Raw genomic sequence first — 20858 nt, 5'->3', positions numbered from 1 at the left:
GCAGCGCGAGCGGGAGCCACCCCAACATGTTGATCACGACTGCGTTGCTCCGTCCGTGGAGACGATGGACACCTCCGCAGGTTCAGGATCGACAACGTGACGGGAGCCACCCCTTTCGAGTGGCATCCGGCAGTCACCGGTTTCCGGCGGTGGGGCGACCGGATCCTCAGTCGAGTTCGGCGAGGTGGTCGGCGGCGCCGCCGTGCCACTCGATCATGAAGAGGGTGGCGTCGTCGCTGGTGAGCCCGCCGCGTTCCCTCTTCAGCGTGTGGGAGAGGTGGCGCAGATCCGCCCGCACCCCCTGTGACGGCTCCTGCCCGAGGCGGTTGATGCAGCGGACGAGTCGTTCTTCGCCAAACGGCTCCCCGCCGTCGACGTGCTCCTCGATGATGCCGTCGGTGTAGCACAGCACCCGGTCGCCCCGCTGGAGCATGTGCTGTCTGACCCGGGGCACCTCACCGCCGCAGCCGACGGGCAGCGTCGTCGCACTCTCCAGTTGCCGCACGACCTGCCGATCGCGGATCAGCAGCGGCGCGGGGTGACCCGCATTGACCAGTTCCAGCTCACCGGTGGCGACGTTGACATGCATCAGCTGGGCGGTGACGAAGTGGTCCGGCCCGAACTGTCGGCAGATGGCTTCGTCCATAAACACGTACTTCTCGGCCAGGCTGACGAACACGCGCCGGGCGTGCCGGTAGGCGCCGATGGCGATGGTCGCCATCGCAGCGGCGTCCAGGCCGTGGCCCATCGCGTCGATGACGGCCACGTGCAGGATGTTGTCGTTGAGGGCGTAGTCGAAGCTGTCGCCGGCGACGCGGTAGGCGGGCTCCAGGATGCCGGCCACCGCGACCTGCGGAATGGACATCGTCAGCGGCGGCAGCAGGCCCCACTGAATCTCCGCGGACACGCCCATCGGCTCCCGGCGCCGGGCCAGGAAGAACTGGTCGGTGTAGGCGTTCTTGGTGACCAGCATGTCGGCGACCAGGCCGGCGAGCCTGCCCAGCAGGCACCGGTCGTCGTCGCCGACGGCGTCCATGGTCAGGGCCATCACTCCCACCTGGTCGCTGCCGTCCAGCAGCGGCAAATACATCCGCACACCATGGGCCTGCTTCACCTCGACGACCTCCGCACGCAGGAAGGACCGGCCAGCGGGGGAATCAGCCACCGGCTCAGGCTGGCTGACGTGCAGCTTCCTGCCCGGCAGCGGCACCAGCAGCTCCTGCGCATAGTCCTGGAGCAGGATGGACACATCACGCCCGCCGATCCTGGCCACCTCTTCCGCGATCAGCGGCCCAATCAGCTGCGGCGGCAGCAGCCGCGCCCGATCCAGCAGCAGCCCCAGCAGCCGCTCACCGAAGCCTTCCGACCGGTCCACCGCACCGTCTGCCATGGCCCGCCTTCTTTCGCCTTCTCTTCCCGCCCGTATCCGGCTCACCGCACTCGTCAGCGCCCGGTGGTATCGGACAAACACGAAGGACAAGGCGGCTCGCGGGGCCCTCTCTCCACCCCCCACATCCTGTCTGGTCAACCACGCCCCGGCCAGCCGAGCCACCATTACCCTCGCGTGACGCCGCCGAACGGAAGATTTCAAGCCCAGTGAGACGGTCGTGACGCCATGGGGTTTGTGGTGCGGGTTCCCCGCGTTTGGCCGGGTCGTTGATCCACGCCTGCTGGGGTATCCGGGGCGGTCGGGGGCGGCGGCCGAAGCGTTCGGGGGTGGCGGGCCCTCTCAGGCCAACCCGGCGAAGCGGGGCGTCTCACCCAAGGCTGACAGAGCGGGGGTCGCTGCGGATGGACTCCAGCAGTTCGTCGGGAGCCTGCCCGGACCACCCCTGGCCCGGATCCGTTCGGCAAGGGGGTAGAAGGCGCCAACAGCATCACGGGCCTCGACCAGCCCATCCGTATACAGCAGGAGCGTGTCCCCGGCACCGAACGCAGCGGTGTCGACGCGCCTAAAGCCATCTCCGAGGTCGCCCAGGCCCAGCGACAACGACGGCTCGGCCGGCTGGAGCGGCTCCACCTGCCCGTCGTGCGGCAGCAGAGGGGGAGGATGCCCGCAGTTCACCATGCTGATCCGATCGCCGTCTTCGGGCAGATCGACCACGGCCGCGGTCACGAAGCCCTCGGGGTAACGGAAGGGGAGAAGCTTCTGATCCGCGCCGCCCGGCATCGCAGCGGCTGCCGAGACATCCTCAATCAAGTTGTGTTCGAGGTAATCGGCAATGTCTGCAAGAGGGAGACAGGCGAAGGCGGAGTGGAACATGGCACGTTTGAGCTGCCGGTTTCCGCCTCTGGGCGCGTGTTCGCCGTGGATCGAAGTCCCGGACGGCCTGGTCGCCGGGGCGAGTCCGGCGTAGGAGGCGAGGTGGGCGGCGGTGGGGAAGTCGGTGCCGTCGCGCGCCGGCCGGTCTCGGCATCCGTGATGATCGTGGCGCAGCGGTGGCGGCGGCGCAGAGCGAAATCGTCCACGCCGATCACCCGCGGGACCGCCTGCTCCGGTAGCGGCAGGCGCCGCAGCGCGGTACTCCGGGAAACGGGCACGGCCAGCAGGCCGGCCAGGCGTGCGGCCGCCCGGCCGCATAACTCCCGCGCCACCTGGGATATCTGCCCGACAAGACGCACCGTGCGGCGCTGATGGCGCTCCAGCAGTCCGGGAATCTGCTCGCGGAAGGCCTGCCGCCAGCAGCCCAGGGCGGGACAGGCCAGCCGCCGTACGCGCAAGTGGACGACGACCTGGCGGCCGTCGACCGGCACGTCCCTCACCGTTCGGCGGTGATAACCGTGCACCTTCGCCGTCGGCGTCCCGCACACCGGACACGGCACCGCCACGTCCCGGGTCCGGGCCGAGACCACCACCGCGTCGCCGCCGTCCGCCACAGCCTCGACGACCAGCACCGACAGCCCTGAAAACACCGGTCCCATAAGGGAGTTGATATCCACCACAAGATCATGATCAAGGGCGGCTACTCGACGTCACCACCGACTACGGGCCAGAGCCTGATTCATGACACTCCCCGGCGCCGGCCTTTCTTGCGGCCGATCAGGTCCGGCAGCCCCTTGAGCGCTTTCACGAACGGGGCGCTGCACGGCTTCCGCGTCAGGTCAGGGCACCACGGGCCTGGGGTGCTGGTCGCGATGCTACGTGGCCGCAGTGTGCTGCGGCTGGGGGACCAGAGGGAAGGTACTGTTCGACCCAGATGGTCTTGCCGTCGCGGTGGTGACGGGTCCCCCAGCGGTCGGAGACCTGGCTGACGAGGAAGAGGCCGCGGCCTCCTTCGTCTGTACTGTGGGCCCGGCGCAGGTGCGGAGAGGTGTTGGTACCGTCGCTCACTTCGCAGATCAGGACCTGGGAGCGGATCAGCCGCAAGGTGATGGGGGGAACGGCGTACCGGACGGCGTTGGTGACAAGTTCGCTGACGATCAGCTCGGTGGAGAAGACCAGATACTCAAGTCCCCAGAGGCGCAACTGCTCGGACACCAGTGCGCGGGCGTGGGCCGCGGCCTGAAGATCGGCCCGCAGCTCCCAGTTCGCGACACGGTCCTCGCTCAGGCGTCGCGTTCGGGCGAGGAGAACGGCGACGTCGTCGTCGTTGCGGCCGGAGCCGAGGGTGGCGGCGCACACGCGGTTGCACAGCTGGTCCAGCGGTACGCCAGCCGCGGGGGCGGCCAGGGCGCTGGCGAGGCCGGCGAGAGCGTCGTCGGTCTCCTGGGCGCGCAGGTCCAGCAGCCCGTCGGTGTACAAGGCGATGACCGTGCCGGGTTCGAGGTGAAACTCCGTGTCCTCAAACACAGTGGCCGGGATCCCCAGGGGCGGGGTCTCGGGCAGCCGGGGGAACTCGACTCTGCCGTCGGCTGTCAGGAACGCGGCAGGCGCGTGCCCCGCTCCAGCTGTGGTGCATCCCCCAGTGACGGGGTCGTAGACGAGCAACAGCAGCGTGGCACCGGGCTCACGCTCCGGATCCTCCTCACCCAGGCGTACCAGGAGGTCGTTCATCCGGGCCAGCAGCTCAGCGGGAGCCAGGTCGAGATCGGCGAGAGTGTGAACGGCGGTGCGCAAGCGCCCCATCAGGGCGGCGGCGTGGACGCCGTGACCGACGACATCGCCGATGACCAGGGCCACCCGGCTACCGGACAGCGGAATCACATCGAACCAATCCCCGCCGACGCCCGCTGAGGAGTCCGCCGGCACATAGTGGTGGCACACCTCCACGGCAGGCAGCGCGGGCACAGCACGTGGCAGCAGTTCCCGCTGCAGAGCCAACGCCACGTCCTCAGTCACGTTCAGGCGCCTCTCACGCGACCGGGCCTGGGCCAGCAGCACCCCCACCAGGCAGACCCCGGCAACCAGGCCGAGCTTGATCGCCCACACGTCCCAGACGTCGGCGCGGGCACCGTACAGCGCCGCGTACACCGCGACCGTGAGCGCACCCAGCAAGGCAGTGGCGTGGACCGTGTGCACAGCCGCGGCCAGCAGCGGCACCACGGCCAGCAGCAGCCCGTAGTGGCCGTGCGGCGACGCGAACAGCACGACGACGGTGACCAGCACCAGCGCGAGGCCTGGCAGCATCAGGAGCAGCCGACGGCTTCCGTCCGGTTGCGGTGAACTGTGGACGAGTGCACCCATCCGGCTACCACCATCCGCAACGCACCCGCCAACCGGGCGCTTCGACGACCTCACCCCGTGCAGCGCGGCAGGCGGGCCGACCACCTGCATTCACGGTGCCCGTAAGGGCCTCGCCGCCGGCACCGCCCGCGGGCCGTTATCGCCAGGCTACTACCCTGTTGCGTCTGTTGCTGCGAGTAGCTGGTGGGTCTCGGAATGCTCCCTTCCAGGCCGGTCCCGAGGTTGCGGGGCCGTCGAGGGAGCGCGCAGGCCCGATGCGACCGCAGGGGCTGCTGGACGGGTTCTGCCGGAGACGATCAGGTCCAACCCCATCGCCGACGCTGGAAACCGGGTGCTGTCAACGGCGCCCTGTCGACGCAGACCGACGCGTGGCTGGTTTCTGCGCGGCTGCACACTGTGAACACCACAGAAAAGTCAATATATTACAAAAAGAACCTCAAGACGGGTTGGTGTGCCGGGAAGCCTGGCCGGCGCAGGCGGGTCCGCCGGGCCCGAGGATCGACGGACCGGAGGTTTCTCGATGCCCGTCGCCCGCCGTGAGCCCTCCGACTTCCTCGGACCACCTCCGCGGCCGGAGCGATCGCGGTTGACCTGGGCCTTGCGCACGGAGACCGAGGTGGGCAGCCGCCGGCACGCCGCCACGACGCACCTCCTCCCGCCGGGTGAAGGCGCCGGGATCATGGCCCGCTATGCGCGCCGCCGCCCCTGACGGCACGCCGACTGTGCGCCTTCATGGGATTCACGCCGGACGGCACCGACACCGGGTACCGGGTACCGGGAGATCGGAAGAGCGACCCCCTTCGTCCGACTGGAGGCGGCCCCCGGGTTTCACCCGAGGTGACCGCACACCCGCGCGCCCCAGGACGGAAAACTTCTCCGAAGTGCCGGCATCATATTTTGCATCATGCAAAGATTGCGTCTCGGGGGCCGACTCGGCGGTCGGGTCGCCCGGCGCCCGCACAGGAGTGACCGGCACGGATACGGGCTCGGGCGGTGCACCGACCGTCGACCGGCCCCACGGGACCGACCCGAGACGCGCTCCTCGCCACCCCTCCGCTCTCCCGCAGAATCCCCCGCCGGCAGGATGGGCCACCGGTCGAGGAGCCAAGCACGGAGATGAGAGCCAGTGGTCGCTGAGCACCCGGCAGATGAGGGAAGACCAGGCGACGAGGACAGCGGCGTGACCGTCCCGGATGCCGTATGGCGCAGATTTCTCGACGACACCGAGCAGGCCATCCGGGCCTCCGCGCCTCGGGAACCCTCCGCACAGGAGCGAGCGGCAGGGGACCGCCACCGCCCGACAGGGGCGACGGGCTCGCGGTGGGCGTTCCGGGCGGCGGCGTACGAACCCCGGGACAAGTCGCAAGGACCACGCCGTCGGTGATCTGTGGGACCCAAAGGACCGACGGCCGACGGCTCGCCGGCGGGATCTGGACGGCCAGGGGAAGCGGCGACGGGCGGGCCGCATCCTCGCCACTGTCACCGCCGTCATCGTGGCCATCGGCGCCCTCTCCCACGTACCCACCCGATCGGCCTTCCCCGACGCCACACCCGACGGGGGCACCACACAGCAGTCCGAGGACGTCCTGCCGGACGGTGTGCCCACCGCGATCGGCCAGCCGCCCGGACCCACCTCCACGGGCACGCCCACCGCGACATCCCGCAACGGATGAACGGTTCCCTCGGGTGAGCAGGGTTCGGGGCGCGTCCGTACATCCTGATGAACCAGGAGCCGGAGACCGGAGAAACCGCGTGAGGCGAGAACAAGTGAACGACGGCAGGCACGTGGTCCGCTCGCTGATCGCACTCGTCGCCCTGCTCACCGGTGTCCTTCTCGGCAGTGCGGCACCCGCGTCGGCGCACGCGACGCTGACCGGCAGCGACCCGCGCGACGGCGGTGTGCTGAAGACGGCGCCGAAACAGGTCACGGCGACGTTCGACGAGTCGGTCACCCTGGTCGAGGACTCGCTGCGGGTGGTCGACCCGGACGGCCGTCCGGTGACCGCCGGGCGTCCGCACCATGCGGGCGGCAAGGGCAACACCGACCAGGTGAACCTGACGGACGGCCTGGGGCAGGGCACCTACACCGTGTCCTGGCGGGTGGTGTCGGCGGACAGCCACGCCGTGTCGGGCGCGTTCACCTTTTCCGTCGGAAAGCCCTCGGCGACCCGCGCCACCATCGCCGCCACACCGGCCGTCGACCCCATTCAACGCGCTGTACGGCATCGGCCGCTACGCCGCCTACGCCGGTCTGGCGCTGCTGATCGGCGTCACCGTGTTCGTCCTGGCCTGCTGGCGGTCCGCCACGGCCATGCGGCTGGTGCGCCGGCCGTTCGCGATCGGCTGGTGGGCCCTGCTGGGATCCACCGTCGTCCTGGTGATGCTGCGCGGCCCCTACGACAGCGGTGACGGACCGGCCGGGATACTCGACGTGGACTCGCTGCGCCAAGCGGCGGGCACCCGGCCGGGGATCGCCCTGCTGACCCGGCTGGTCCTGCTCCTGGCGGTGGCCGCGCTGGTGCGGCGCCGGCCGCCGGAGCCCACATCGCGCGTCGCCGTGGCGGCCGGTGGGCTCGCGCTGGGCCTGGCCGCGACCTGGGTGACGGCCGAGCACGCAGCCGTCGGCATACAGGTGCCCGTCGCCATGGCCTCCACCGCACTGCACCTGCTGGCCATGGCGGTCTGGCTGGGCGGCCTGACCGCGCTGCTGGTCACCCTCCACCGCGCCCCCGCCGAGGATCCGCTGCCGCCCGCCGCCGTCGCCCGGTTCTCCCGCATCGCGCTCGCCTCGGTGGCCGTGCTGAGCGCCACCGGTGTCTACCAGTCCTGGCGAGGACTCGGCTCCTGGGAGGCGTTCACCACCCCCTACGGCAGGATCCTCGCGTTCAAGATCTGGGCCGTGCTGCTGATGCTGTTCGCCGCGTCGTACTCCCGGCGCTGGACGGCCCGGCTGCTGCCCGCGCCGGAGGAGGAACGGGTCCTGATCGCTGCCGGTCACGGCGGATCTCCTCCCCCGGCCGAGCGCGGCGACCCGGAGGACCTCACCGCCCAGGCTCCCCGGCGCGGATTGCACCGGTCCGTGCTGGCCGAGGCGGCCATCGGTGTGGGGGTCCTCGCGCTCACGACCCTGCTGACCGGCACCCAGACCGGCCGGGCCGACGCCGAGACCGCCGCCACCGCCAGCAGGGTGCCCGGCCAGCCCGACATCTCCCTGACCCTGATCCCGTACGACACCGGCGCGAACACCCTCGTCGGGCGCGGCAAGGTCCAGGTCAGCCTCTCGCCGGGCCGGACCGGCCGCAACGTCGTCGAGGCCCTGGTCTACGGTGCCGACGACAGCCCCGTCACCATCCCCGAACTCCGCCTGGCCTTCACGGACACCGACCGGCGGATCGGCCCGCTGGACGCGGGCCTCGTCGACGAACACGGCTACTGGGGCAGCGACACCCTCAACCTCCCGGTCGCCGGGACCTGGACCATGAAGGCGACCGTCCGCGTGTCCGACATCGACCAGGTCACCGTGGAAAAGACCGTGACGATCCGGCAGTGAGCCCCCTGCCTGACGGTGCTCGGGGTTTTCGTGAAGCAGCCTTCACCCCGACGACACATTCAGGCGCGGCGGAGCGCTGCGCGCAGTGCAGCCGGCAGGCAGGGCCGGTCCCGGGTCCGTCCGCCCCCTCCACATGTCCACGATTCGTTCACATGTACGCCGACGCCTGGGAGTTGTACGCTGCAAAGGTGCAGGGGGACAAGTATCGCTTCGGGAATTTCGAGCTCGACGTGGCCGGGCAGCTGCTCCGCCGGGCCGGTGAGGCGGTCCATGTCGAGCCCCGGGCCCTGGACCTGCTGTGCCATCTGGTCGTGCACCAGGATCGGGTCGTGCCGAAGAACGAACTCCTCGACGAGGTATGGGGGATCGCTTCGTCAGCGAGGCGGCGCTCACCACGGCGCTGCGGACCGCGCGCCTGGCCGTCGGTGACACCGGCAGCCGGCAGGACCTGATCCGCACCGTCCACCGGCGGGGCTACCGGTTCGTGGCCACGGCGACGGTCGTCGGGGACGACGCGTCCGCCGGCACCGCACAGCAGGCCGACTCCCATTCTGCGCCGGCCGACGGGCCGAGCGGCCCCGACAGCCAGACGATCCGGTTCTGCCGGGCCGCAGACGGCACCCGCATCGCCTACGCCACTGTCGGCTCGGGCCCGCCCCTGCTCAAGGCCGCCAACTGGATGTCGCACCTCGACCTGGAGTGGACGACCCCGGTGTGGTCCCACTGGCTGGGCGGGCTGGCACGCAATCGCCAGCTGGTCCGTTACGACGAACGCGGCTGTGGCCTCTCGGACTGGACCGTGCCGGGCTTCACGTTCGACCACTGGGTGGACGATCTCCACACCGTGGTCGAGGCCACGGGACTCGACCGTTTCCCGCTGCTCGGGGTGTCACAGGGCGGCGCGGTGGCCGTGGCCTACGCCGTGCGCCACCCGGAACGGATCAGCCGGCTCATCCTCGCCGGAGCCTACGCCAGGGGCCGACAGGTCCGGGCGCAGACCGAGGCTGAGCGCGAGGAGGCGGCCCTCGACCTGGACCTGGCCCGCGTGGGATGGCTCCATCAGGACACCAGGTTCCTGCGGGTCTTCGCCTCCCAGTTCCTGCCCGAAGGCACACCGGAGGACTGGGCCGAGTTCACCGACTTCCAGCGGCAGACGACCTCCCCCGCCAACGGGGTTCGCTTCCTTGAGGAGTTCGCCCGGATCGACGTCTCCGCGATCGCCCACCGGGTGGCCTGCCCCACCCTGATCATCCACTCCCGTGACGACGAGCGGGTACCGGCGGCCCAGGCTGGTGAGCTGGCCGCGCTCATTCCCGACAGCCGGCTGGTCCTGCTCAAGAGCCGCAGTCACCTGCTCACCGCGTTCGAGCCAGCGTGGGACGAGTTCCTCGCCCACATCGACGCCTTCCTGGCCGAGTGACCCGTACGCCGGGACCGGCACGTGTGCGCTGAGGACGACGCCCTCAGCTTCCCCTCAGGGAAGCCTCAGAGCTCCCCCAAGCCCCGGTAGGGCGACAGGCGCGATGCTCAGAACACGCCGGACCGAGGGGCACTCGACCGACATCGTGCTCCGGCCCGGCGTCCAGGAAGAGCCACCACGCGAGAGATCGCGCGAGAACGCGAGAGAAAAGGACAGAACATGCGAGTCGACAACACCAGGACGTCCGGCCGGGCCCGGAGTCGACGGGGGCTGGCGCTGCTGATCGTCTCGGGGGCCGCGCTGGGCTCCCTGCTGCTGGGGACCGTTCCCGCGCAGGCCAACGACACCACCAAGGTGGTCTCGGCCGACGGCCAGTCGATCACGTTCGCGACCAGCGACAGCAGCCGGAACGTCAGCGGAAGCATGACGTTCGTGGTGAACGCGGACGGCAACTGGTCGATCACCGGCACCGCCCACAACTCGAACCTCCTCGTCCGCACGTTCCACTGGACGTGCGACCTGACGTGGGACGCCGCCAAGGTCACTCAGGTGACCGCGAAGAAGGCCGTGCCGGGCAAGACGACCCGGACCATCAGCTCCACGGCCTACGACCCTGACATCCAGGGCGACTTCGCCGCCATCGCCGACCACGGCAGGGCTGACTGCGACATCGTCATCGGCTAGGCGCTTCGCGGCAAGTCCGGTGCGTCTTCCGCGGATCCGTCGTGGCTGGTCGCGGAGTTCCGCGCGCCGCTTCAGGGATCTGACGGACAGCACCGGACTTCACCGGATCGGCTCGGCACGCCGTCAGCCCCGGGAATGATGCCTGGGGTCGTACTTCCCAGCGGGGCCGTGTCCGCCGCAAGAGCTCGGATCACCGAGTCGACTGCCTGGGCCGACGCGAAGGACTTCAGCCTCACCGCCCTCAACCTCAACGGCGGCCTTCAGATGGGCAGAAATTCCTTCACAGGTCAGACCGGCCCGCCGCCTCCCAGGTGACGAAGGCCCGTAGACGGCACGGAACGATCACGTTCCGTGCCGTCTACGGGCCTTCCCCGTGTGCGCGTTCCCGCCACCCGACGGGATCCCGACCGGCTCACCCCTCGCCGAGGAAGGTGTCGAGATGGGTGAGGAACGTCGGCCAGGCCGAATCGTCGGCGGTGAACAGGTGGTTGCGGCTTTCGAGGAGGATCAGCCGGCTGTCGGGGATGAGCGTCGCCAGTTCCAGTGCCTGCGCGACGGGGACCCGCGCGTCGTCGCGGGCGTGGACGATCAGGGTGGGGCAGGTCACCCGGTGGGCGATGCCGGAGACGTCGATGCGGCTGAACTCCTCCAGGAAGCGCAGGCCGTTGGCGGGCGAGGTCGTCTGCCGCTGGTAGGCGGCGAACGCGTCCCACTCCGCGGGGGTGGCGTCGGCCAGAAACTGCGAGGCGAAGTAGCGCAGGAAGCTGCTGTCCTGGGAGCGCCATCCGGCGCGGGCGATGTTCAGGTCGACCTCGGCGGCGTCCCGCTCGCTGTCGCTGTCGGCCCGGACCAACTGCCCTCGGGCGTAGGCAGAGGTGAGGACGAGCCTGCTGACCCGCTCCGGGTGGCGCGCGGCATAGGCGACGGCCACCGCGGCACCCTGGGAGACGCCGAGCAGCGGGAACCGGTCGAGGCCGGCAGCGTCGGCCACGGCGCCGAGGTCGTCGAGGGTGAAGCTGCGCAGTGTCCACTCGGACAGGCCGCAGCCCCTCTCGTCGTAGCGGACGAGCTGCCGGCCACGGGTGAGCCCGTCGAACCAGTGCGCCCACATCGGGTTGGTCCGGTCGAGGTCGAGGTGGGTCAGCCAGTTGGCCGTCTTCACCAGGGGCGGGCCCTCGCCGGTCAGCGCGTAGGCGATGCGGGTGCCGTCGGCGGACCGGCAGAAACGGATGACCTCGTGGTCCGCCTCCGTCACCGGTCCACCGGTCGGGGCGGCGGACGGATTTCCGGGGATCGCCGCGGACGGCGCGACGAACCGGTAGCCGTGCGGGGGCACGGTGCGGATGAGCCGCTGCCGCCGGTCGTCGTCGCCGATCGCGAGGCGGGCGGTGCGCAGCCAGTCGGCGAACACGATCCTGCTGACCTCGCTCCCGTGCCCCATCCGGTCGAGCAGTTCAGCCTCGGGCACGACACGGTCGCGGCACTCGACAAGATGGCACAACAGCTCCAGGGCACCGGAATCGACAGCAAGCTGCTGCCCGTCACAACTGAGCCGACGGAGTTCCGCGTCCAACGCGTACCGCCCGAACCGGAAAACCTCGCCGCTCACCCCTTGACCGTACAACGGCGCTTCGTAGCAAAGGAGTTGATGGAGCTACGAGTCCGGGGCCACGGCCACCGCTCAGGAACACGCCGCTTCCCGGTCCCGCAGCTCGCGCCGCAGGATCTTGCCGGAAGCCGCCTTCGGCACCGCCTCGACGAACTCGACCCGGCGGATCCTCTTGTACGGAGCGACCTGGCCCTCGCCGTGGGCCATCACCTCCTCGGCGGAGATCGGTCCGGACGCCGGCACCACGAACGCCTTGGGCACCTCGTCGCCCTCCTCTTCAAGTTCAGTAGCACGCCCCGCCGACCCCGCTCCGGGCCATTCCCTGGGGAGAATCTGGGGAGTACGAGCGGCGCTGGGGAGCGCGTGGGGAGAATCGACTGCGTAACCGGGCACGAGCGTGAAAGGCCCGGAAAGACGGATCGGCCCAGGCCAGAGATGTTCGTAGCAGCATCGCCGCAGGTCAGCGCCACCAGGTAGATGACTTCACCAGGGAGATACGCCGGATCCACGAGGCCGACTACAGCGTCTACGGGGCCCGCAAGGTCCACGCCGCCCTCCAGCGCGAGGGGTTCGAGGTGGCCCGCTGCACGGTCGAGCGCCTCATGCCCGCGGCCGGTCCGCGCGGGGTGATCCGGGCCAAGAGCCCACGCACCACCCGCCCCGCACCCGAGACCGACCGGCCCGCCGACCTGGTCGAGCGGCAGTTCACCGCGAGGCTGCCGCGAACGGTGCGGCGGCACCGCCGAGGTCAGCGGGTGCTCCACTTCTGGTTGTCCTGGCCGTTGCAGTCCCAGAGCTGGAGCCGGGTCCCGTTGCCCGTCTTCTGGTCCTTGACGTCCACGCACTTGTTGGCCTGCGGATTGACCAGGTCGTTGCTGGAGTTGAGGCGGAACTGCTGGGCCGGGTTGCCGCTGCACACCGCAAGTTGGATCACCGCGCCGTTCGCCGACGAGCCCCAGGCGACGTCCATGCACAGGCCCATCGAGCGGACCGTGCCGTCCGAACGGAAGTCCCACTTCTGCCAGTTGTTGCTGTTGCAGCTCCAGATCTCCAGCGGCGAGCCGTCGGCGCCCTTGTGCCCGACCATCTCGATGCACTTGCCGGACGCGTGGCTGTAGATCGTGGTGCCGGGCGCGCTGATCACCGTCTTGGTGGCCGTGACCTTGGTGGTGGTCTTCTTCTGCGAACTCCCTTTGGAGGACGCCTTCTTGGGGGCCTCCGCGGAACTGCCCGCGACGACTCCGGCACCGGCGCCGACCGCCGCGGCTCCCCCACCGGTCTTCACCGTGTTGTTCCTGCCGCCGCCCTTGCCGGGCGACGTCGTCGGCGAGGGGGACGTCGGGTCCGGTGCGGCCGAACCGTAAGCGCCCGCACCGCTGTCCGTCGTCGCCCCGTTCAGTAGGGTGCCGGCGTCGGCCACCTGCTCCGACGGCTTCGCGTCCGAACTCGACCTGCCCAGCATTCCGGACACCAGGAACGGCACCCCGACCAGCAGCGCGCCCGCGATCGCGGCTCCGGCCAGCAGGCCCCGTGAGGGGCGCCCGAAGGCGGGGGCGGAGGACGCCGCCGCGGTGTCCTCACCACCTCCGGCTGCGGCCAGGACATCGGCACCCGCGTCGGCGCCGGTCTCGGCGTGGTGGTCCGCGTGCGCGTCGGCGTGGCCGTCCGGTTCCGCCTCCGGAGTCGTTCCCGCACCGGCGCTCGTGGCCCCGGCCCCGGCCCCGGCCGCGGCTGCCGGCGGTGACGGGGGCGCGGGAGCCGCTTGCGCCGTCGCGGCGGCGGCCGTCTCCCCGCTGGTGGGCGGGGGTGTCGCCGCGGCCTCGGAGGCGCCGCCCGCAGTGGTGTCCGGAGCCTGGGCGGACTCCGTCTCGCCCGTCGCTGCCTGGTGCTGCGGGCTGTTCTTGCCGGACATTCTGTTCCTTCCACAAAGAAGTGATCGGGTGACGAACTGTCAGTCGTCGTCCGGGGCCGGCGGGTCGGCCGAGAACCGGTTGCCGTCGAAGTAGAGGGTCAGCGGGTCGCCGTCGGCCGGCCCGAACCGTCGAACCCGGTCGTCCGGGCCGAGCACCTGGACCGGCCGCTCGATGTCCCGTACGACCAGTGCGGCGAGAGTGGCCACGTAGGAGGGGGCGGTGGGGCGGCTCAGCAGCAGGGCGAAGCGGGCCGAGTCGTCCAGTCCGGCCTGCTCGACGGTCAGCGTGCCGCTCAGGAGGATCGCCACGGCGCGCGACTCCTCGCTGAGGGCTCCGATCCGTGCCAGCTCCTCGGTCGACACCGTTGAGTCCGGGGCCGGGAGTTCCGCGTCGTCGGGGACGCCGTGAGCCGCAACGTCGACCTGGGCCCAGGTGAGCAGCGCGGCGTGGGGGTCGGGTTGCCGGGCCCACGCGGGGACGGGGTCGAAGTCGGAGTCGGAGTCGGACTCCTCCGCCGGTTCGGTGTCGCGGGCCGGTGCCGGGCGGGGAGTGCGGTGGGGCCACGCGGCGGGAGCGGCGGCCAGGGAACCTGTCGGCAGGGGTACCGTGCCGTCGCCCGCCGCCGCCCGCCGGGTCTCCAGGAGGGCGACCTCGTCGCTGAGACCCTGCTGCGCCCTGCGCTGTCCGGCCGCCTGCCTGGCCTGCTCGGCGAGGGTGTCGGCGATCCCCTGCCCGAGGTCGTCCACCGTCTCCTGGGCCGCGTTCCGCGCGGCGACCGTCTGGTCGTGGTGTGCGGTGGCCGCGGTGAGCGCCGCCTCGGCGTCGCGGTCCGCCGCGGCCGCCGCCGAGGCCGTGTTCCGGGCGCGGGCCAGGGCTTCGGCGGCGTCGCGGGCCGCGCCGCGTGCCAGGGCGAGCCGTCGCGTGAGGTCGTCGGCGACATGCTGGGCGGCCTCGGCGGCGCGTTCGGCCGCCTCGGCCGCCACCCGCGCCCGGTGCAGTACCGTACGCGCCCGGTTCCGGGCCGACTCACGCCGGGCGAGGGACTCGGCCGAGGGGCCACCGCTCGTACCGGGGCGTGAAATCCGGCCCGGCGTGCCCGAATCGGTGGCCTGCTGTACGGCCTCCTCCGCGTTCCGCAGGTCGGCCTCAGCGGTCCGGACCGCTTGGCGGGACTCCTCGGCGGCCAGGTCCGCGGTCCTCGCCACCTCTGTCTGGTTCCGGAGGGCGGTGGTCAACTCCGTGAGAACGAGGCGCCGTTCCTCATCGGTGAATTCGGCGGCCTCGACCGCCCGGTCGGCGGCGGCACGCGTGTCGTCCGCCCTGCGGGCTGCCGCGTGCGCGTCGGCCATCTCCCGTTCCGCCAGGGTCACCGGCGGCAGGGTGCCGTCCAACACGTCCCGCGCGGCCGACAGCTGCTCCTGGAGCTGGACCTCGCGCGCGTGTGCCGCGTCCTCCGCCCGCCCGGCCTCCTCCAGTGTGCGCGTCCATCGGCGTACGGCCGTCCAGTCGTCGTGGGCCGCGCCGTCCTGGTCCGCATCGCCCGGCGTCGCCTCCGGGTCCCCGTCCGCCCCGAACCGCCGGAACCGCACGCCCTCGCCGTCGCGCAGGGCGAGTTCGACGGGGCGGCCCAGAAGGAGAGCGGTGCCCGAGGCCGCGTACAGGGCTCGGGCCGTCTGTGCCGGGCTGCCGTCGACAGCGAGCCAGAGCTGGACCATGTCCTCGTCGGCTCCGCGCGGGTACCCCTCGATGCCGCGCGCCAGCAGGGTCGGCAGGTCCCGCAGCGGCACGGTGCGCCAGTCGCGGAGCACCTCGGGGGCCCGGTCGCCCGGTGCCTGCGCGTCGGCGGCCTCGCCGCTCAGGGAGGCCCGTTCGCTCCGTGTCCGTGCGTCGGCGGCCTCACGGGTCAGGGAGGCACCGTCGTACACCCCGGGATCGGTGCGGCCGTCAGTGACGCCGAGGCCGAGGAGGTCGCGTTCCAGGGGGCGCATCCGCACGGTGCCGGACACGTACCGGACGCCGTTCGAGCCGTGCACGGTGAGCAGCGCGTCGGCGAGGATCTCGTGGCTGCGGGTGCCGCGCGAGCCCTCCGGGGCACTGGTGTTGCCGTGCTTGAGCCACTCGCGGCGGGCGCCGGCGACACCGGCGCCCGATCCCGGGTCCTGCGGCTGGCGGGCCAGTGCCGGCAGTGTGAAGCCGGCCAGGTGCCGGTTGGCGGCGTCGGCGCTGAAGCCGCCCTGTGCCGAGAGACTCCCGGTGAGGCCCGCGTGTGAGGCGGAGCCCGCGCTGACCGTGCTGATCCGCACCCGGTCCACCGTCACGTCGCCGGTGTCGGTCACCCGGCGCGGCCGGTACAGCTCCAGGGTGAGCCTGGGCGGGGTGCCCGGAGGACCCTGGAACGGGTAGGCGCCCGGCATCCTGGTGGTGAGGCCCGCGGGACCGCGCGGGTGGTCCAGCGAGATCGCGCCCGCCTGGACGAGTTCGCCGATCCGTACGGCGGTGGCGTCCGCGGAGTCGGAGGCGGCCAGCGAGCGCCAGGAGCGGGTCAGGGCCGGGGCCACCTCGGTGAGCGCGGCGGCGAGTTCGGTGCCCGCGTCGAAGCCGAAGACCGGTGCCGGGCCGCCCGGTGTGAACCGGCGTCCGGTCACCGTCGGCCGCAGCTCCGCCCGGCCCACCGTCACCCGCGGTTCGGGGGTGGCTGGTTCGGCGGTCTCGCTGCCGGTGAAGCGCAGCGCGGCGGCGGCGTGCACGGTGACCGTCCTCGTCTGTCCGCCGAGGAACAGGCGCCTGATCCGGGCGACGAGCGAGGCGTCCGCGTCGGTCAGGCTCAGCACGCCGTGCTGGAACACACTGCCCGGCAGGTCCACCAGCCAGTCGGCCGTCGGGCTGGAGCGTACGGTGGCGACGATCCGGTACGGGACGTTCTCGAAGTCGGCGGCGTTGTCGGTGCGCAGCCAGTGGCGGTCCTCGGCGGCCCGGGTCACCCGAGCCGAGTTGCCGCGCACCGTGTCGGCACTGAGCAGCGCGCCCGCCCGGTCGGTGCGGGGGCCGCCGGTGGGCCTCGGGAGACGGGTCTGGAGCTGGACGAAGCCCGAGTGCCGGACGCTGCGGGCGGTCCGGTCGGTCATGGAGGACGGTGTGTGGCCGTGGTACTGCTCGATGCCGGAGCCGGTCGCCGCCGGGTGTCCGCGCAGCAGTCGTAGCGTGTGCTCGTCGGCGTCCGGCCGGGTGGTCAGGGTGACCTCGACGAGGCGGGGGCCGCCGTAGCCGACGTGCCGGAAGCTGAAGCGCTGCACGCGGCCGGGGCCGCGGCCGACCAGGGTGCGCAGGCCCGCCGTTGAGGTGAGGTCCGCGATCCGGGTGGCCACGCCCGGGAGGTACGAGGCGTGCCCGGGGCGGGTGGTGCCGGGTGCCTCGCGCTCGATGAGGATGAGGAGCTCCTGGCGCAGTGCGTCGCGGCGCCGCACGGATCGGGTGCCGTCGGTGAACTGGTCCATCGCCTGGACACTGCCGAGGCCCACTTCGCCGGAGGCGGCGAACCGGCGCGGCGGCGCCACGGACCCCGGCAGCGGCGCGGGCACGGTGAGGCCGGTCACCGGTCCGAACCAGGCCGCGTAGCGACGGATCTGTGCCGGGGTGGCCAGGAACCGTACGCCGTCCGGCAGTTCGACGGCGACCGTCACGGCACGGCCCTCGCCCTGCCCGATCGCGTTGCCGACGGCGTTGCGGCGGCCTCGGCGGAACGTCACCAGCAGGAGCGCGTCGGCCGCGATGCGGTGTTGGGCGCCGCTCTCGGTGGCGGTGCGGTTGACCGCCGTGGAGGAGGCGAGGGCCCGGCCCTGGTCGCGCCGGGTGGTACGGGTGTACCGGGCCGAGGGGTTGAGGCTCGGCTGCCGGGCCGCGGAACCCGTCGTGGCGCCGCCCCCTTGCTGTTCCGGGGCGTCCGCGCGGGTGTGCAGCGTGCTGCCGTCGTCGATGCCGCCGGTGTCGCCGTCGTTGCCCGCGGCCTGGTCGGCGCCCGGAGTCTGTGCCGACGAACTGTTGCGGACCGCAGTGAAGCCGCCTGCCCACTGCGCGCCGTGGGACACCCCGCGCTGCTGCCCGGCGCCGTCGCCGGCGCTGAGGCCGGACTCGAAGTACTGCGACACGTCACCCGCCGCACCCGGCCGGCGCAGGGCTCCCCGGATCTCCACGGAGAGCACCTCGTCGGCGGCGAGTCCCGGCAGGGTGAGCCCCTCGACCACATAGGCGCCCTTGAACACCTGGTGGGCGCGGGCCAGCAGGGCCGCGGGGCTGCGGGCGGCGGTCAGCAGCTCCGCGGCCACCGTGGTCGGGTCGGTCGCGGCGGCGCCGGCCAGCGAACCGATGACGGCCCGTCCGGCGCGTACCACCGGAGCCGGAGTGTAATCCGCGACCGCGTCCGCGATCCCGTCCAGCAGGCCGCGGGCCGGATGTCCCTCGTATGTGTTGGTGAGTACCGCGTGGAACGCCTCTTCCAGCGCGGCCGACCCCCGGAACACCTCCATCATCGAGTCGTCCGGCAGCGGCACCGAATCCGGCAGCGGGGCGCCGGTCGCGTCGGTCAGTTCCAGCAGGGCGTGTTGGGCGGCGGCGGCCCGCACGGTGTGGGCCGGGGGCGCCGCCGGGGCGGGCGCGGTGGCGGGCAGCGTACGGTGTGTCGGCACCGACAGCTTGATCGTCCCCGGCACCCGGTCCGGTGGCGGGGGCTGCGGGGCGGCCGGCGGGGCGCCGTGCGGGAGGTAGGGCTGCGCCGGCGTCTCGTGCGCGAACCGCACGCTCGGCTCGTCCCCGGGCCCCTCGTACAGATCGAGCGCCAGCTCGGCCGGCACCTCGAACACCTCGCTGCGCTGTCCGTTCCCGCTGCCGATGAAGAACTGGTCGTGCCCGAGGGACAGTTGGACGTTGTTGTCGAGCTGCACCTGGTGGGAGCGCACATGGGCGCCGGTGCCGCCGAGGGTCCACGCGCCGCCCCGCACCGGCACCCCGAACGAGCCGCCGACGCCGTACGACGCGCCGTACTGCGACCCGTTCTGGTCGCCCGCGGACGTCGACAGCGACGCGAGACCCATGCCCTGCACATCGGGCAGCACCCGGGTGTGCGTGCTGGCGCCGGGGCCGCGCACCGCGCTGAGCACCAGGCGCACCCGGCGGGTACCGCCCACCGTCGGGATCTCCAGGAAGAGCGGGTGGCCGCCGTCCAGCATGGCGTCCGTCGCGGCTCGCTGCCCGATCTGCGACCGGGTCTGCTCGAACCGGCGCAGATTGTTCAACTGGGCCTGCACCAGCGCCTCGTCGGGCAGTACCCGACTGCGCACGGTGGTGTCGCCGGGTAGGAAGCCCTCGCGGCGCAGCCAGTTCTCGGCGTGCACGAAGAGGGGTGCGGCGCCGTCCACGCTCAGCGGCGTCGCCGTGGTGCCGATCGACCGCAGATGCTCCAGCTCCGTGGGCAGCCGCCGCAGTTCCGCCGGTGTCGGGACGTGTCCTTGGGCGTCCTCGGCGGTCAGCAGCCGCAGGTGCATCCCGCGCCTGCGTTCCTCGGGCACGAAGGGCACCTGTCCGCCGCCCGGCAGATGCAGCACCAGCCTGTGCCGCACCGTGGCCGGGGCCAGCAGATGACTGCGGTTGGTGCGCACCGCGTGCATCAGTGCCGCACTGCCGCTCTGCGTCAGCGCGCTGCTCGTCCCCGCCTGGGCCGAGGCCCGTCCCAGCACTCCGCCGCCGACCCGCCGTGAAGCGTCGGGATGCCCCTCGCTGTGGTCGCCGGTGAGCGCCGGCCCCGCGCTCCCGGACAGGGAGACGCCGCTGCTGAACCTGGACTGTGCTTCGATCTTCACCACCTGCATGAGGTGGCTCTCCAGATTGATCTTCCCGGGGACGCTCCGCCGCAGCGGCGCCCCCACCTCCACGTCGGTCCGCAACTGGAGCATGCCGACCGCGCGCCCCGAGGTGTCGAGCAGCACCGGCGAGTAGACGCCCCCATCCCGCTGCATCGGCAGGGTGCCTCGCAGCATCGGCTCCGAGAGGAACGTCTCCAACTCCGCCAGGGAGTCCGCATCCAGCTCCGCCAGCCGCACCCTGAAGTGCTGCAACGCCTCCGCGAGCAGCCGCCCCGGGTCCGCCACCGTGTCGACACCCCACACCGGAAGGTCGTCCAGGTCCGCAGCCGCGGGCAACTCGCCCTCCTCGTCCCGCGCCAGATGCTGCGGGAACCAGAAGGTGACCGGCCCGTGCGCCTGCCACGCCCCCCAGGTGACGGGCGGGGCCAGCGGCGGGGTGTCGATCCGTACGTCCCACTCGGCGGTGAAGTCGTACGGCTCCGACGGCTCGTTGCTGCGCTGTGCCGTCGTGGACTGCACCGCCGTCGTCACCGACGCGCTCGACGAGAGCTGGTTGAGGGTCAGCGCGAGCGTCAGCGCCACGTCGACACCGCGCACCGGGATCGCCCTGCTCACCGGAGAGAGCGCGGTCCACGGCAGCAGCAGGGTGCGGACGTTGCCGGACACCTCCGACGCCACCGACTCCTGGCTGCCGATGCCCCGCCGTTCCACCCGTACGTCCCGCTCGGCGCCCTCGGCCTGCCCGTACCGGGCCGCGGCCACCGGGTGCGAGAGCCGCATCCGCAGGTCGACCGTCCGGTCCCGGCCGTCCACCCGCAGCGTGATCCGGTAGCCCAGACTGCCCCGCAGATACGGCAGATTGACCACCAGCTCCTCGGCGCTCGCCACCGTCCGCAGCTGCTCCCGCACCGGGTGGGTGTCCGGCAGCCCGAGCGCCGTCATAACCTGCCGGTGCAGCCCGTCGACGACCGCGGCCGGCAGCGGTTCGAGGAACACCAGCCCCACGTTGCCGTCCTGCTGGGCCCCGTACGCGAGGACGTACGTCGAGGAGGGCGCCGGAGCCGGTGCGTTGGAGGTGGGCCAGGTGGGGGTGGACTGGGCGGGGACGGGAGTGGTGTCGGGGTCGAGGACGGGGGTGCTCGTGTCCTGCCCTGTGTGGTCGTGGAGTCGGGGGCCGGCGGAGGTGACGCTCTCGATGATGCG

The 20858-nt window shown here is 72.0% G+C and carries 9 protein-coding genes and 6 pseudogenes; 6 read left to right on the top strand and 9 right to left on the bottom strand.

Features of this window, described 5'->3' with window-relative positions:
* Positions 1-166 precede the first annotated feature (166 nt).
* The 5 genes and pseudogenes from LQ326_RS38665 to LQ326_RS38645 form a co-directional block, all read right to left on the bottom strand.
* The gene (locus tag LQ326_RS38665) at positions 167-1390 is read right to left on the bottom strand and encodes a PP2C family protein-serine/threonine phosphatase (protein WP_234543752.1); all 1224 of its coding nucleotides are present in this window, start codon (positions 1388-1390) and stop codon (positions 167-169) included.
* Positions 1391-1729: 339 nt separating this feature from the next.
* Complete coding sequence (locus LQ326_RS38660) at positions 1730-2200, bottom strand: PP2C family protein-serine/threonine phosphatase (RefSeq protein ID WP_372497065.1); 471 nt, start codon at positions 2198-2200, stop codon at positions 1730-1732.
* A gap of 36 nt (positions 2201-2236) precedes the next feature.
* Positions 2237-2395: pseudogene (locus LQ326_RS38655) on the bottom strand (transposase); the annotation flags it as partial.
* A gap of 2 nt (positions 2396-2397) precedes the next feature.
* A pseudogene (locus LQ326_RS38650) lies at positions 2398-2943 on the bottom strand (transposase family protein); the annotation flags it as partial.
* A 154-nt stretch (positions 2944-3097) separates the two neighbouring features.
* Positions 3098-4624, bottom strand: coding sequence for an ATP-binding SpoIIE family protein phosphatase (locus LQ326_RS38645; protein ID WP_234543751.1), 1527 nt, complete (start codon positions 4622-4624; stop codon positions 3098-3100).
* Positions 4625-6117: 1493 nt separating this feature from the next.
* Between LQ326_RS38645 and LQ326_RS38640 the strand changes: the two genes are divergently transcribed.
* The 5 genes and pseudogenes from LQ326_RS38640 to LQ326_RS38625 all read left to right on the top strand — a co-directional run bounded on the left by LQ326_RS38640 (position 6118) and on the right by LQ326_RS38625 (position 10278).
* Complete coding sequence (locus tag LQ326_RS38640) at positions 6118-6297, top strand: hypothetical protein (protein ID WP_234543750.1); 180 nt, start codon at positions 6118-6120, stop codon at positions 6295-6297.
* Positions 6221-6718 (top strand): annotated as a pseudogene (locus tag LQ326_RS49250) (copper resistance CopC family protein); the annotation flags it as partial. The gene LQ326_RS38640 and the pseudogene LQ326_RS49250, both read left to right, overlap by 77 nt.
* A gap of 181 nt (positions 6719-6899) precedes the next feature.
* Positions 6900-8174, top strand: coding sequence for a copper resistance D family protein (locus LQ326_RS38635; RefSeq protein WP_491074092.1), 1275 nt, complete (start codon positions 6900-6902; stop codon positions 8172-8174).
* A gap of 358 nt (positions 8175-8532) precedes the next feature.
* Positions 8533-9594, top strand: a complete 1062-nt coding sequence (locus tag LQ326_RS38630; RefSeq protein ID WP_234543749.1) for an alpha/beta hydrolase — start codon at positions 8533-8535, stop codon at positions 9592-9594.
* Between the two features lie 219 nt (positions 9595-9813).
* Positions 9814-10278 (top strand): hypothetical protein, encoded by a 465-nt coding sequence (locus tag LQ326_RS38625; RefSeq protein WP_234543748.1) that lies wholly within the window; start codon positions 9814-9816, stop codon positions 10276-10278.
* A 412-nt stretch (positions 10279-10690) separates the two neighbouring features.
* Here LQ326_RS38625 and LQ326_RS38620 read toward each other — a convergent pair whose 3' ends face one another.
* Together LQ326_RS38620 and LQ326_RS38615 are read right to left on the bottom strand one after the other, a co-directional pair.
* Positions 10691-11887, bottom strand: coding sequence for an alpha/beta hydrolase (locus tag LQ326_RS38620; RefSeq protein WP_234543747.1), 1197 nt, complete (start codon positions 11885-11887; stop codon positions 10691-10693).
* A gap of 72 nt (positions 11888-11959) precedes the next feature.
* Positions 11960-12166: pseudogene (locus LQ326_RS38615) on the bottom strand (AMP-binding enzyme); the annotation flags it as partial.
* A 170-nt stretch (positions 12167-12336) separates the two neighbouring features.
* Here LQ326_RS38615 and LQ326_RS48925 point away from each other — a divergent pair.
* A pseudogene (locus LQ326_RS48925) lies at positions 12337-12516 on the top strand (IS3 family transposase); the annotation flags it as partial.
* Between the two features lie 119 nt (positions 12517-12635).
* Here LQ326_RS48925 and LQ326_RS38605 read toward each other — a convergent pair.
* Positions 12636-13799, bottom strand: coding sequence for an RICIN domain-containing protein (locus tag LQ326_RS38605; protein ID WP_234543746.1), 1164 nt, complete (start codon positions 13797-13799; stop codon positions 12636-12638).
* A gap of 39 nt (positions 13800-13838) precedes the next feature.
* Positions 13839-20858: pseudogene (locus LQ326_RS38600) on the bottom strand (hypothetical protein); the annotation flags it as partial.

It is taken from the genome of Streptomyces shenzhenensis (assembly GCF_021462265.1).
Classification (GTDB): Bacteria; Actinomycetota; Actinomycetes; order Streptomycetales; family Streptomycetaceae; genus Streptomyces; species Streptomyces shenzhenensis.
Note: the sequence above shows the minus strand (reverse complement) of the source record. Positions and strands in the feature narration are given on the sequence as shown.

Coding starts and splice junctions, on each gene's coding strand:
- LQ326_RS38665 (WP_234543752.1), bottom strand. CDS start 1,390: ATGGCAGACGGTGCGGTGGACCGGTCGGAAGGCTTCGGTGAGCGGCTG.
- LQ326_RS38645 (WP_234543751.1), bottom strand. CDS start 4,624: ATGGGTGCACTCGTCCACAGTTCACCGCAACCGGACGGAAGCCGTCGG.
- LQ326_RS38630 (WP_234543749.1), top strand. CDS start 8,533: ATGGGGGATCGCTTCGTCAGCGAGGCGGCGCTCACCACGGCGCTGCGG.
- LQ326_RS38625 (WP_234543748.1), top strand. CDS start 9,814: ATGCGAGTCGACAACACCAGGACGTCCGGCCGGGCCCGGAGTCGACGG.
- LQ326_RS38605 (WP_234543746.1), bottom strand. CDS start 13,799: ATGTCCGGCAAGAACAGCCCGCAGCACCAGGCAGCGACGGGCGAGACG.